At 46.8% G+C, this 13174-nt stretch carries 11 protein-coding genes; 4 read left to right on the top strand and 7 right to left on the bottom strand.

What is annotated here, in order from left to right:
• Nucleotides 1-149: 149 nt before the first annotated feature.
• The gene (gene mltC / locus KJB05_RS04210) at nt 150-1262 is read left to right on the top strand and encodes a membrane-bound lytic murein transglycosylase MltC (protein WP_017189193.1); all 1113 of its coding nucleotides are present in this window, start codon (nt 150-152) and stop codon (nt 1260-1262) included.
• A 320-nt stretch (nt 1263-1582) separates the two neighbouring features.
• On the opposite strand, the gene KJB05_RS04205 is transcribed toward mltC, so the two are convergent.
• Nucleotides 1583-2767 (bottom strand): NnrS family protein, encoded by a 1185-nt coding sequence (locus KJB05_RS04205; RefSeq protein ID WP_208444518.1) that lies wholly within the window; start codon nt 2765-2767, stop codon nt 1583-1585.
• A 200-nt stretch (nt 2768-2967) separates the two neighbouring features.
• On the opposite strand from KJB05_RS04205, the gene KJB05_RS04200 reads away from it, so the two are divergent.
• The gene (locus tag KJB05_RS04200) at nt 2968-3519 is read left to right on the top strand and encodes a gamma-glutamylcyclotransferase family protein (RefSeq protein ID WP_009707476.1); all 552 of its coding nucleotides are present in this window, start codon (nt 2968-2970) and stop codon (nt 3517-3519) included.
• A 38-nt stretch (nt 3520-3557) separates the two neighbouring features.
• On the opposite strand, the gene KJB05_RS04195 is transcribed toward KJB05_RS04200, so the two are convergent.
• A complete protein-coding gene (locus KJB05_RS04195; RefSeq protein ID WP_208444517.1) occupies nt 3558-4142 on the bottom strand; it encodes an outer membrane beta-barrel protein in 585 nt (194 codons plus the stop codon).
• 155 nt (nt 4143-4297) lie between these two features.
• Nucleotides 4298-4630, bottom strand: a complete 333-nt coding sequence (locus KJB05_RS04190) for a tRNA-binding protein (RefSeq protein WP_005436572.1) — start codon at nt 4628-4630, stop codon at nt 4298-4300.
• 179 nt (nt 4631-4809) lie between these two features.
• Here KJB05_RS04190 and KJB05_RS04185 point away from each other — a divergent pair, with 179 nt between their 5' ends.
• Complete coding sequence (locus KJB05_RS04185; RefSeq protein ID WP_005427398.1) at nt 4810-5808, top strand: substrate-binding domain-containing protein; 999 nt, start codon at nt 4810-4812, stop codon at nt 5806-5808.
• A 182-nt stretch (nt 5809-5990) separates the two neighbouring features.
• Here the strand turns inward: KJB05_RS04185 and galM are convergent, their stop codons facing one another.
• The 4 genes from galM to galE form a co-directional block, all read right to left on the bottom strand.
• Entirely contained in the window at nt 5991-7049 is a 1059-nt protein-coding gene (gene galM / locus KJB05_RS04180; protein ID WP_208444516.1) for a galactose-1-epimerase, read from the bottom strand.
• A 52-nt stretch (nt 7050-7101) separates the two neighbouring features.
• Nucleotides 7102-8262 (bottom strand): galactokinase, encoded by a 1161-nt coding sequence (gene galK / locus KJB05_RS04175; RefSeq protein ID WP_208444515.1) that lies wholly within the window; start codon nt 8260-8262, stop codon nt 7102-7104.
• 210 nt (nt 8263-8472) lie between these two features.
• A complete protein-coding gene (locus tag KJB05_RS04170) occupies nt 8473-9525 on the bottom strand; it encodes a UDP-glucose--hexose-1-phosphate uridylyltransferase (RefSeq protein WP_208444514.1) in 1053 nt (350 codons plus the stop codon).
• Nucleotides 9526-9675: 150 nt separating this feature from the next.
• A complete protein-coding gene (gene galE / locus KJB05_RS04165) occupies nt 9676-10695 on the bottom strand; it encodes a UDP-glucose 4-epimerase GalE (RefSeq protein WP_208444513.1) in 1020 nt (339 codons plus the stop codon).
• A 455-nt stretch (nt 10696-11150) separates the two neighbouring features.
• Between galE and mrdA the strand changes: the two genes are divergently transcribed.
• On the top strand, nt 11151-13049 hold the full coding sequence (gene mrdA / locus KJB05_RS04160; RefSeq protein ID WP_051118162.1) for a penicillin-binding protein 2: 1899 nt from the start codon (nt 11151-11153) through the stop codon (nt 13047-13049).
• The last annotated feature ends 125 nt before the right edge of the window (nt 13050-13174 follow it).

Genomic DNA, 13174 nt, shown 5'->3' with positions numbered 1-13174 from the left:
CACCCCGCAGGCTTTTTTTTGGAGCTAAATTCTAATATCAACACCTTCTATCGAAAGCACAAAAAGTTTTAATTTCAGACAATTAACACTCTTACTTATTATTTTCTTCAGTCGGCAATTGCCCTCACCTCTAATTAAATCGGTATCCGATGAAGAAATCGCTATTCCTGAGCTTACTTCTCCTCAGTGGTTGCTCTGTTGCTCCTGAAGAAACACCACCTTGCGCATGTGATGACTACGTACCTCCCTATGTAAAGCCGCCAAGTGCATCTAACCAAGAGAATATCCAACAGTTACTGGCTTACATTGCGCAAAAAGCCAAAGATCGCTGGGGTGAAGATGAGTTCGTCGAAGCGGGAAAACACCGCTACGTGAAATACCTTGATGGTTATAACACCCGCGCTCATATCGACTTCGAAGCGGGAAAAATCTACGTTTCGACAATTTCCCAATACCAGCCAACGGAAAAGCTACAAAAAGCGATTGTACAGACACTACTCATGCCTGCCGATCCAGCACATGCGGAGTTGTTTAGTGACAAGGAAGCGGTATTACGTGGTAAGCCTTTTTTATTGGGGCAAGTTCTCGATCACGATGGAAAACCGATTGAATGGGAATGGCGCGCCAATCGTTACGCAGACTACCTACTCGACAACAAACTGCAAAAGAAAGCCATCAAACACGGCAGTGCTTACTATGTCGAAATCAACATGGTGAAAGATCATCTAGAACAACGCGAATACCAGTACGCTGGCTTGATACGTGACGCTGCAAAACGATATGGTTTATCAGAAGATCTGATTTTCGCCGTGATCAAAACCGAAAGTAGTTTTAACCCTTATGCGGTTTCTCATGCTGGCGCTTACGGCTTGATGCAAGTGATCCCAAAAACAGCGGGGGCGGATGTGTTTAATTTAGTAAAAAACAAACCAGGTATTCCTACCAAAGAATACTTATTCGATCCTGCCAATAACATTGATACTGGTGCAGCGTATTTCTATATATTGAAAAACCGCTATCTACGAGACGTGAAACATCCAACCTCGAAGCACTTTAGTATGATTTCCGCCTACAACGGCGGCACTGGTGGTGTGCTTTCGACGTTTGATAGCGACCGTAAGCGTGCAATGAATGAACTTAACAGCCTCAACCCAACTCAAGTTTATGATGCATTAACCACTCAACACCCAAAAGGGGAAGCGAGACGCTATCTACAGAAAGTTCTTTATTTCCAGAAAGACTTCAGCCAAGGGAATATCTAATTTTACCTAGCCACAAAACGAAAAACGCCGCTTAGTTCCACGGAGGTATAGAACTAAGCGGCCATGTAATTACACGAAAAGACACGTATGGGTCTAAAACGTCAATTGGCTAGTTAATCACTCATGTGCATACGAGCAATAACACCTACAGAGTAGCGGAGTCCGCACCTTCTAGCACGCTCAAATCCCACTCTAGAATTCAACGTTTTTCACATTCTTAACAATTACCTTACTAATTGTGGGTCATTTGCGGAAGCAAGCTCAAATAAAAAGGGCTCACACCGTTGGTGAGCCCTTTTTTTATCAATTCTGAACTGTGATTATCCGGGATGGCCATCCACTCTTGGTTTCATCAGCATCATTCCGAATCGCCATACGAACATACCGAAAGCCAGAATCCACAAGGCGGCACTGACATCAATCCAAAGTAGCATGTGTGAAGGGTCAAAAATCACGCCTAAGCTTCTTGCTAACGCCGCACCTATCACGGCAGCAAAAGCGATGCTCATGTTCGGGCCTTTGTAAATCATGCGACCTGTGTGCCCCATGGTCACTCGAGCAATCATCGCTAGGATTAATCCACCCAATGCGCCGATAGCAAACAGGTGAATTAAGTTGTGGCTCGCAAACGCATTATTCCAACTGCCACGTAAAATCAGACTCAAAGGCAGACACAAATAAGCCGCATGTAACGACCACACCAACGGCTCGCTAAGCGTCAGCCAAGGCTTCCAACGCAGGAATCGAACCAACTGCGCCACTCCGGCAAACAACATAAGTGGCTGACCAAGTTCTGCAAATGTCACAGGGAAGAAGCTCAACACAAACAACATAACCAAAGGTAGGTTTGCTAGCCAATCTAACCACAGTAGCGGCTGAGCCTTTTCGAAGTTAAAGCGACGGGCTGTGAAAAATGGAATCACTCGTCCGCCCATGACAGAAAGCAGCAGAGTGAACCACCAAAGCATCGCTTGCCATACCGCAGACGAGGTAAATGGCGGCATGCCTTTCACCGTTGCGTAACTGGCAAAGTTAGCAAAGATGGCGAGCAAGAATAACGGCACAAAGAATAGATTACGCCAGCCTTTCGCGCGGTAAACACGAATGCCCACTTCGTACGCCACAAACAGCAAAAACAGCGCTTCAATGCTGCTGGTTAACCAAAGTGGTGCTGGTGTCCAAAGCAGAATTCTCGGTGCAAGCCACAGTGTAAATATCGCTAACAAGGTGTAGTGTTTCGTGCCGTTAATGCCTGTCCAGTTTTGCACTGCAGTCAGCACAAAGCCCACTACTATTGCCATCGAAAAACCAAATAACATTTCATGAACGTGCCACCACAACGCTGGAACACTCAATGTACTTGGCTGTCCGGTTTGGAACATCCATACCCATACCGCAATTGCGACAACAGCATAAATAGAGCCAAACAGGAAAAACGGTCTAAACCCTAATCGCAGCCATGCAGGGATTTTCTCTTCCACTTTTTTATCGGTGATATTCAGCATTGTGATGCCCTTAAGTACCCATTTGATACCGTTCAAAAATTCTACGCGTTCGATATTAACACAAACATGCATAAAAAATACATGTTATAAAATCAAACTATCCTTTCGAGGTAAAACCTGTGCTTCATGCGTTGCTTGGTTGGTAGTGTTTAGGTATAACGGATAACAGTGATTTCGTCGAAGTAAGGGAAGCAATCGAGATGTATATATTTGGCTACGGCAGTTTAATCAATGCCGCCTCGCGCAAGTTAACGGGTCAAACGGGAGAAGCCATCCCAGTCATCGCTCATGGTCTGGTGCGCTATTGGGGCAAAGTTGACGACAGCTATATCTTGTCACCCTTGGTTGTGAATGAAGGCGAAGGGCAAGTCAATGGCGTACTGCTTGAAGTCGACGATCAAGCGCTAGCGGAGTTTGACCGACGCGAACGTGGCTACCATCGCATTCAAATCCGTCCTGATCAGATTGAAACAGAGGCCACTTTTAACTCTGAGCACAGCATTTGGGTTTATGTGAAAAACGATCCGTTACCACCCTGCTCGCTCAGTCCCATCATGCAAAGCTATGTTGATACGGTCCTCGCTGGATGCTTGGAAGTCTCCCATGCCTTTGCTGAGCACTTCGTTCGCCATACTGTTGGTTGGCATCATGCCAAAGAAAACGACCGCCACCAGCCCAAATACGGCAACTTAGCAGGCGTACAAGATCATCATTATGAGTTGATTGATAATCTAATTAAAAAGGGAGCCTAGTGGCTCCCTTTTGCTATTCATGTTCTGTTTGTGTGAGATTAGAACTTGTAATCAACACCAGCGTATAGGCTGTCGAAATCAAAGTCGATATCGCCACCGCCTTCAACATCGATCGTTACTGTAGAAACACGGTAACCACCAGAGATAATTAGACCTGAAGCGAACTCGTAACCCACTTCTGCACCGTAGTTGAAACCAACATCACTACCGTCAGTTTTCACATTAAGGTTTGCAAGGTTTGATTTAGACTCAAAATCCACACCCATCACACCAAGACCTGCAACTGCACCAACATAAAAACCAGTACCAGAGAATTGGTATTTCGGTTTTGCATTTAGGTTGAAGCCGTAACCATCAACAGTCACTTTTGCCCAGTTACCTGAACCTGATGCTTTTTCTTCAAAGCTACCGTAGTAGACGTATTCGCCCTCTAGTGCCAGTTTGAAGTTTTCTGAGTATTGCAGCTCTTTACCTACCGCAATACCAAGACCCGTTGCTGAAGAGCTTGACGAGTCGCCTTCAACTTTAAGGTCTGAATTTAAAATATCCGCACCAATGTACCAATTACCTTCCGCCTGAACCGACGCCGAAGCAACCACTGCACCTAAAGCCAATAATGGCAATACTTTTTCATTATAATTTCCTAATTTTTCATGCTGTTAGACAGCTTTTAAAGCGCGGAGATTATAAATAAAGGTGAATATGATTCTATTGATTCATTTATAAAATGAGATCTAAAACATAAATAACTGTTATATAAACAATATATGATTAGATACTAAACGATTCTCACACCAGCAGGCATCGCGCGTTCAGGCGTTAGCAGAACACTTTCTGATTCATCATCGGTTTCAGCACACAGCAACATGCACTCAGAGGTTTCACCACGCATCTTAGCTTTCGCGAGATTACACAGCACCACCACTTGTTTCCCCATCAACTCTTCTTCTGTGTAGTAAGGCACCAAGCTGGTGACGGTTTGCAGTGTTTTCTCACCGATGTCGATCTGCACGATGTAAAGCTTATCTGCGTTTTCGTGACGAGCCACTTCGATGATTTTTCCGGTGCGAATTTCTAGTTTTGCGAAGTCTGAGTAAGCGATCGTTTCCATTGATTAAAACCTCAAGTAAAATTTTACTAAAAAGATAACGTTTACACTACCAATAAGCTTAATAATTTCAAGTGGTAAAGGTCGCATTTTTGAAAGCAAACATCGGTTAAAATTGCACTTATTACACAATGGGTGTTTAATACTCCAATTAACGTTTTTTAGCCCTCGAAAGGTCCCTCATGGCAACAATCAAGGATGTCGCGAAAGAAGCCGGTGTATCGGTCGCGACCGTCTCTCGCGTGATCAATAAATCACCGAAAGCGAGCCAATCTTCTATCGACGCTGTGACGCAAGCAATGAGCAAACTGGGCTACCGTCCAAACGCAGCAGCGCGCGCACTCGTCAGCCAAAGTACTAACACCATGGGCGTGCTTGTGGGTGATGTCTCAGACCCGTTCTTCGGCACACTGGTGAAATCGGTAGATAACGTGGCGCGTGAAAACGGCAAACACATTCTGATTGGTAATGGCTACCACAACCCAGAAGACGAACGCCAAGCGCTAGAACTTCTGATCAACAGCCGTTGTGAAGCCATTGTGATTCACTCTAAAGGTTTATCAGACGAAGAACTGATTGGTTACGCCAAAGAAGTCAAAGGCATGGTGTTGATCAACCGCCATATCCCAGAGTTGGCAGAGCGTTGTATCTCTCTTGATAACCGCAAGGGCGCGTACTTAGCGACGGAATATTTGATTCGTCATGGGCACACTAAGATCGCGTGTATCGCCTCATCCCATGACATCGAAGATACCGACGAGCGTTTACAAGGTTACCAAGCAGCACTGAAAGATCACGATATCGAGCTATCAAAAAGCTATGTCGAATATGGTGAGCCAAACAGTGACGGTGGCGAAACAGCCATGACCAATCTGCTGACCAAATCACTCGCAATCACTGGCGTCGTGGCGTACAACGACTACATGGCAGCAGGTGCGCTGGCGGCGTTAGACCAAAATGGTATCGACGTACCAGAAAAAGTGTCCATGGTTGGCTTCGACGATGGCTTAATTGCTCGCTTCGTCAATCCAAGTTTGACCACGATTCGTTACCCAATCGAAATGATGGCAGAGCGTGCCGCGCGTTTGGCGTTAGCGTTATCGCGTGATGAACAAGTAGAAGATGACACCATCATCTTTAGCCCAACTTTAGTGCGCCGTAACTCGGTGGATCGTCTTTAAGATATAGCGCTAATAATTACCAAGATAGGTTACAAAGTAAAAAGCTCTGCCACCGAAGTGACAGAGCTTTTTCTTTTTGGGTGTTTGTAGAGAGCGTTATTTTGCCAACTTTCGATGAGCTTTTGACCTGCTGTGAGCAAAAAGCCTGCTGTAACCCAAAAGGTCGAAAATGCTTAGTCTACCTAGAAAGCAAACTGATAAGTGGTGCAGAAGCGGTACTCTTGTTCAGGCTCAAGAATACAGCTTGGTTGCGCCCACTCAGCATGGTTTGGTGAATCTGGTAAAAACTGGGTTTCTAACGCCAAGCCCGCGTAGTCTTGGTATTCCCCACCGCGACGGTTTGGTGCACCCGCTAACCAGTTACCCGTATACAATTGCATCGCAGGCTTATTGGTCACGACAGACATATGCACTTTTCCATCTGGAGAAACCACCAGCGCAACCGGTTTTGCAACATCACGATGAGCATCAAATAGGTAGCTATGGTCATACCCTTTGGCGGCAATCTGCTGCTCATCTTGTAAGAAATGCTCCGATACTGACTTTTCATTTCTAAAATCAAAGCCCGTTCCTTTCACATCTTGCAATGTCCCCAAAGGAATACCGGCCTCATTGGTTGGTAGATATTGCTCTGCTGAGATGGTTAAACGGTGAGAACGGCAATCCAAATCCGCCTCTGAACCCAATAAATTAAAGTAGGCATGGTTGGTCAAATTTACTGGTGTCGCTTTGTCGGTCTTAGCGAAGTACGCAATGCTCACTTGGTTATCATCAGTCAGCGTATACGTCACTTGCACTTCTAGATTGCCCGGAAAACCTTGGTCGCCATCTTCAGACAACAAAGAAAACGTCACTTGCTGTTCGGACTGAGACTCAATCTTCCAACGACGTTTATCAAAACCTTCTTCACCACCATGCAGAGAATTACCCGCTTGGTTAGTAGACACTTGAAATACTTCGCCATTCACTTCAAAAAGACCATTGGCGATGCGGTTTGCGTAGCGACCAACAGTGACACCCATGTAACCCTGTTGCTGCATGAAACTCCCCATCGTCCCCACTCCGAGAAGCACTTCACGCAACTCCCCATTCGCCAAAGGTAAACGACAACTCAGCCATGTCGCGCCAATATCCATAAAGGTAACGCTCATGCCTGTGTTATTTTTCAGTTCGACCACGTTGGCAGGCGCGCCATCAAAGGCGACCTGCTGTGTCATCGTGATAGCTAATGGCTCAGTCATCTCTCGCTCCTACTGCGTCTTTAAGCACTTTGAACTTAAAGCAACTTTGCACTTAAAGTACTTCGACTAAACCAGCGCCGTTTTTCGCTTGGCACACGTAGATGGATTCTTTTAGACCCGTTGCCGCTTGGTATTTCGCTTCAACGGTTGCTTTCACTTCGTCAACTAATGCTGGCGGTACAATTGCAACGATACAACCACCAAAACCACCGCCTGTCATGCGCACGCCGCCTTGCTCGCCAATCACTTCTTTCACCATCTCAACTAACGTATCAATTTCTTTGACTGTGATTTCGAAATCATCACGCATTGAAGCATGAGACTCGGCCATCAGTTCACCCATACGCTTCATGTCGTGCGCGCGAAGTGCTTGCGCCGCTTCTACCGTGCGGTCGTTTTCTGTGATTACGTGACGAGCACGCTTTGCGACCATTTCGTCTAGATCAGAGACTTTCTCGTTGAACTGTTTAATGGTCACATCACGCAGTGCTTTCACACCGAAGATGCGCGCCGCTTCTTCACACTGCTCACGGCGCGTGTTGTATTCGCTGTCTACCAAGCCACGTTTTTTGTTCGAGTTGATGATCACCACCGCCATGTCTTCAGGCATCGATACCGCTTCGGTTTCTAGGCTACGACAGTCCAACAGCATGGCGTGGTTTTCACGACCTTCTGCCGAAATCATTTGGTCCATGATGCCGCAGTTACAGCCAACAAATTCGTTCTCTGCTTGCTGACCGTTCAGCGCAATTTCCGCTTGGCTGATTTCTAGATTGAACAGCACTTTGAACGTTTGGCCAATCACCACTTCCAACGCTGCCGACGAGCTTAAACCCGCACCTTGAGGCACGTTACCGCTAACAGAAATATCCGCACCAGAGAATTGGTAGCCACGAGCAAGAAGGCACTTCACCACACCGCGAATGTAGTTCGCCCACATTTTGTCTTGTTGGAATGTGATTTCTTGCGTGATATCGAACTCATCAACTGCGTTGCCGTAATCCACAGAAACCACGCGCACTAGGTTGTCTTCACGCTTCGCTGCCGCCACAACCGTTTGATAGTTGATCGCACATGGCAGTACGAAACCGTCGTTGTAATCGGTGTGCTCACCAATCAGGTTTACACGACCAGGCGCTTGAATAATGTGGCTTGGCGCGTAACCCAGCACTTGTTCAAAAGAAGTTTTCACGTTTTGGATTAGATCAGACATAGTAAAATCTCAGCATATAATTTTTGTGTAAATTCTCGACTGCTTTCATATCTCGCAATCAGAAACGACATATTTAATTGTCTAACATTAGTCATTCCGGACGAGCCCTAGCGAGCATCCGGAATCTACGTTCAGCGCACTCTGATGGTAGATTCCGTATCACGCTCGTACCTCGCTGTACGGAATAACATATTTCGTATTTATCGTTAGTTATTGCTCTTTGTAATGCACATCGCTTAGGTCACGCAGACGCTGCGCTGCTTGCTCTGCAGTAAGATCTCGTTGTGTCTCAGCCAGCATCTCGTAACCCACCATGAACTTACGAACCGTTGCACTGCGTAACAGCGGTGGGTAAAACACGGCGTGAAGTTGCCAATGCTCAATGCTTTCTTCCTCAGCAAAGAAAGGCGCATAGTGCCACCCCATGCAGTATGGGAAAGAGCATTGGAATAGGTTGTCGTAACGGCTGGTTAGTTTTTTGATTGCAACTGCAAGATCGTCACGTTGTTCATCAGTTAGCTCACTCATTCGACGAATGTGCGTTTTAGGAAGTAGCATAGTTTCGAATGGCCAAGCTGCCCAGTAAGGGACGACCGCAACCCAATGTTCAGTTTCCACCACAATTCGCGAGCCATCTTCTAGTTCAGCTTGCACGTAATCCACCAGCAGGTTGCTGCCATGCTCTTGGTAGTACGCTCTTTGGTAGTGATCTTTTCGCTCAATTTCATTCGGTAAAAAGCTGTTAGCCCAAATTTGGCCATGTGGGTGAGGCTGAGAACAGCCCATGGTCTCGCCCTTATTCTCGAATGCTTGAACCCAAACGTAGTCTTTACCTAGCTCTTCGATTTGATCATTCCACGTGTCAATCACGCCACGGATTTTGTCGACAGGCAGTTCAGGCAAGGTTTTGCTGTGGTCAGGCGAGAAACAGATCACTCGACTCAAGCCTCTTGCGCCTTTCGATTGGAAAAGAGGGTTATCCGATTTTGGAACGTCAGGTGAATCCGCCATCAGCGCTGCGAAGTCATTTTTGAACACGTACGTGCCTTGGTAATCTGGGTTTACATCACCAGAAATGCGTTCATTCGTTGGACAAAGGAAACACTTCTCATCGTAGCTTGGTAGCTCATCAATTGCAGGTTTCTCATCAGCGCCACTCCAAGGGCGTTTTGCACGATGCGGTGACACCAAAATCCACTGACCCGTTAGTGGGTTGTAACGACGGTGTGGGTGATCCACTGGGTTAAATTCAACATTCGACATCTTACTTACTCAACTTTTAAAATTTCTTTCATCTGCATTCCCCAATGAAATTGGAGTTGCAGCTAGGCGGCAAGCTTTCCAATATCCATGAGCATAGGTTTTCTATGTGATTGGAATTGGAAAGTGCAGGCAACAACGCTGCAGCTTCAATTACGCAGGGGAATAGCCTTGCGGGTTATTTGACTGCCATTTCCACGTATCAGCTGTCATTTCCGCAACACTGCGGGTCGCTTTCCAGCCAAGGTCTCGCTCCGCTTTATCTGTACTTGCCCAGCATTCTGCAATGTCTCCAGGACGACGAGGACAAAGTTCGTAAGGCACTGGGTTACCGCAAGCCGCTGCGAACGCTTCTACCATCTCAAGCACGCTAGAGCCTTTGCCCGTGCCTAGGTTGTAAATGTGTAAGCCGGCTTTTTCACCTACCGATTTCAGCGCTGCGATATGGCCATCAGCCAAGTCCATCACGTGGATGTAATCACGCACGCCAGTGCCATCCGGCGTCGGGTAGTCATTGCCAAATACCGACAGTTTTTCGCGGCGGCCTACTGCCACTTGCGCGATAAACGGCATCAAGTTGTTTGGGATGCCCTGAGGGTCTTCACCCATAGTGCCCGATGGATGCGCACCAACTGGGTTGAAGTAGCGCAGCAAAGTCACGCTCCAATCGTTTTCTGCATTGAACAAATCGCTCAAGCACTCTTCCACCATGTACTTGCTGCGACCGTATGGGTTAGTGGTCGCCCCCGTTGGAGAGTCTTCCGTAATCGGCACAATGTCAGGATCGCCGTAAACCGTTGCCGATGAGCTAAATACAATGCTTTTCACGCCCGCCTTACGCATGCTGCGCGCCAACACCAATGAGCCATTCACATTGTTGTCGTAGTATTCCAATGGTTTCGCGACAGATTCGCCCACCGCTTTCAGGCCAGCAAAGTGAATCACAGCTTGAATGTCATGCTTGGCAAATACTGAGTCCAAAAAGGCTTCATCACGAATGTCGCCTTGGTAGAAAGCCGGCTGCTTACCGGTTAGCGCTTTAATGCGGCTTAACACTTCCACTTTGGCATTACACAAATTGTCGACAATGATTGGCTCCATACCTGCTTCAATCATCTGGACACATGTGTGACTGCCGATGTACCCCATACCGCCTGTGACAAGAACTTTCACTTTTGCTTCTCCACTTTTGCTGCTCGATGCTTGGAAATTGGTTGAGCCTGCTTACCAAGCAAATTCGCTCATCTCTTAACTGGCTAAAAGTCTACCAATCAAAACCGATCCAGATCCGTGATCAAACTCAAAATAGTGTAAACGTTTCCACAAAATTACATCACGATTCAAAATCAATAAAAATAAAGAAAGTTGTGTTGAACTAGAAAAATGAGAAAGATTTATGACACTTACATGTATAAACGTTTACACAATGTAAGAAAAACACGGTGATTCACGCAAACCAGAAAGATGATTTTCCGCAATCGATACCTGACATTGCTCTTACAAAACGAGAGATAAAGCCCGCTACAGTAGCCCCGCCCCAAATGTAACCTTTTGTAACAAGACTCGAATCGCGTCTTTTCCTTTTATCGGGGCATGCAAAGAATAAAAAACAGATCTGAAGGGCCCTCATGCTACGCAAGCGAAATGAATTTCGAGACCACAACCAAGAAGTGCGGTTGTTTAAGAATCGTGCCATCGTTGCCTTCCTCGGCATGGTTATTTTGCTGGGTGGATTGGTCGCGAACCTGTACAACTTGCAGGTTAACCACTTTAAAGATTATCAGACTCGCTCTAACGACAACCGAATCAAAATCCTGCCTATCGCGCCAACACGTGGCTTGATCTACGACCGAAATGGCGTATTGCTGGCGGAGAACCGCCCGGTTTACAACCTTGACATGATCCCAGAGCAAGCAGGCGATCCAGATGCACTAATTGAAAAGTTGCGTCATTACGTCGACATCTCTCCTGAACAAGTCGACGCTTTTAAAAAACGTTATAAGCACACTCGCCGTTTTCGTTCTGTCACCATCATGAATGAGCTGAATGACGAACAAGTCGCACGCTTTTCTGTTCATCAGCATGAGTTTAATGGCGTGTTTGTGACTGCCGACCTCAAGCGTTTTTATCCTTACGGTGAAAAGCTGACGCATGTACTAGGCTACGTTTCGCACATCAACGACCGAGATTTGCGTCGCCTTGATGAAGAAGGCAAAGCGCAGAACTATCAAGCAACACAAAACATCGGCAAGTTGGGCGTTGAGCGCTACTACGAAGACCTTCTCCATGGCACCAAGGGCTACGAAGAAGTCGAAGTAAACAGCCGCGGCCGTGTCATTCGCACCATCAAATACGTACCGCCGATTCCGGGTAAAGACATCGTGCTAAACCTTGATATCGAGTTACAAGAATACGTCTACAAAGAGCTCGACCATCGTCAAGGTAGTGCTGTGGTGCTCGACCCACGAGACAACAGCGTACTCGCAATGGCATCTAGCCCAAGTTATGACCCCAACCCATTTGTGAACGGCATTTCCAGCAAAGCGTACCGATCACTATTGAACGATCCTGCTCACCCCTTGGTAAACCGCACTACGCTTGGTGTTTACCCTCCGGCATCCACCGTGAAACCATTTATGGCTGTTGCAGGGCTTGAGGAACATGTGATCACGCCAACGACGGTGCGTAACGATCACGGTTCTTGGCGTATTCCTGGCTCGAAACCAAATTCAAAAGCATGGCGAGATTGGAAACGTTGGGGGCATGGTAATGTTGATGTCACCAAAGCGATTGAAGAATCCGTGGATTCCTTCTTTTACCAAACCGCCTTTGACCTTGGCATCGACCGCATCTCGAAATGGATGAACAAGTTCGGCTTTGGCTTGCCAACCGGCATCGATATTTATGAAGAGAGCAGTGCGAACATGCCGACCCGTGAGTGGAAAGTCGCACGCCACCGTACGCCTTGGTATCAGGGCGATACTGTGCCAATCGGTATTGGCCAAGGTTATTGGACAGCGACGCCAATGCAAATCGCCAAAGCGACTTCGTTCCTTATTAACCATGGTGAAATGAAAGCACCTCACCTACTTAAAGCTGTAATTGAACATGGTGAAGAGTTTGAAAACCAAGTCGACGTTGCACCGAAAGATCTGCCGCCAATTGAAGGTGTGCCTGATAAATACTGGGACATTCCAATCAACGCGATGCGCTTGGTAAACAATGGCGCACATGGTTCTGGCCGCCGTGCATTTAAGGGCGCAGAGTACAGCAGCGGTGGTAAATCGGGGACGGCGCAGGTATTTGGCTTGCGTAAAGACGAAGTCTACAACTCGAAAAAGCTCGCAAACCACCTGCTTGACCATGCGTTGTTCACTGCGTTCGCACCGTACGACCATCCAAAATACGTAGCGACCGTTGTGATTGAGCACGGTAACGGTGGTTCAAAAGTCGGGGCACCATTCATTCGCCATGTGTTTGACCACTTGCTTGTAGAACCAGATAAAACCAAAGGTAAAAAGTCTTAGGTTTAACTTTATCGCCTTAGCATTCGTGTTAAGTGGTCATGATAAATAACAAAGCCCGAACGGATTGTCCTAGCCGTTCGGGCTTTTGTTTGCCTAAAAAACCCTCTTATCGCGGTGATCGCTTC

The sequence above is a fragment of the Vibrio sp. B1ASS3 genome, from assembly GCF_905175355.1.
In the GTDB taxonomy this organism is placed as follows: domain Bacteria; phylum Pseudomonadota; class Gammaproteobacteria; order Enterobacterales; family Vibrionaceae; genus Vibrio; species Vibrio owensii.
The sequence above is the reverse complement of the archived record's forward strand: the minus strand, read 5'-3'. Positions and strand labels throughout refer to the sequence as shown.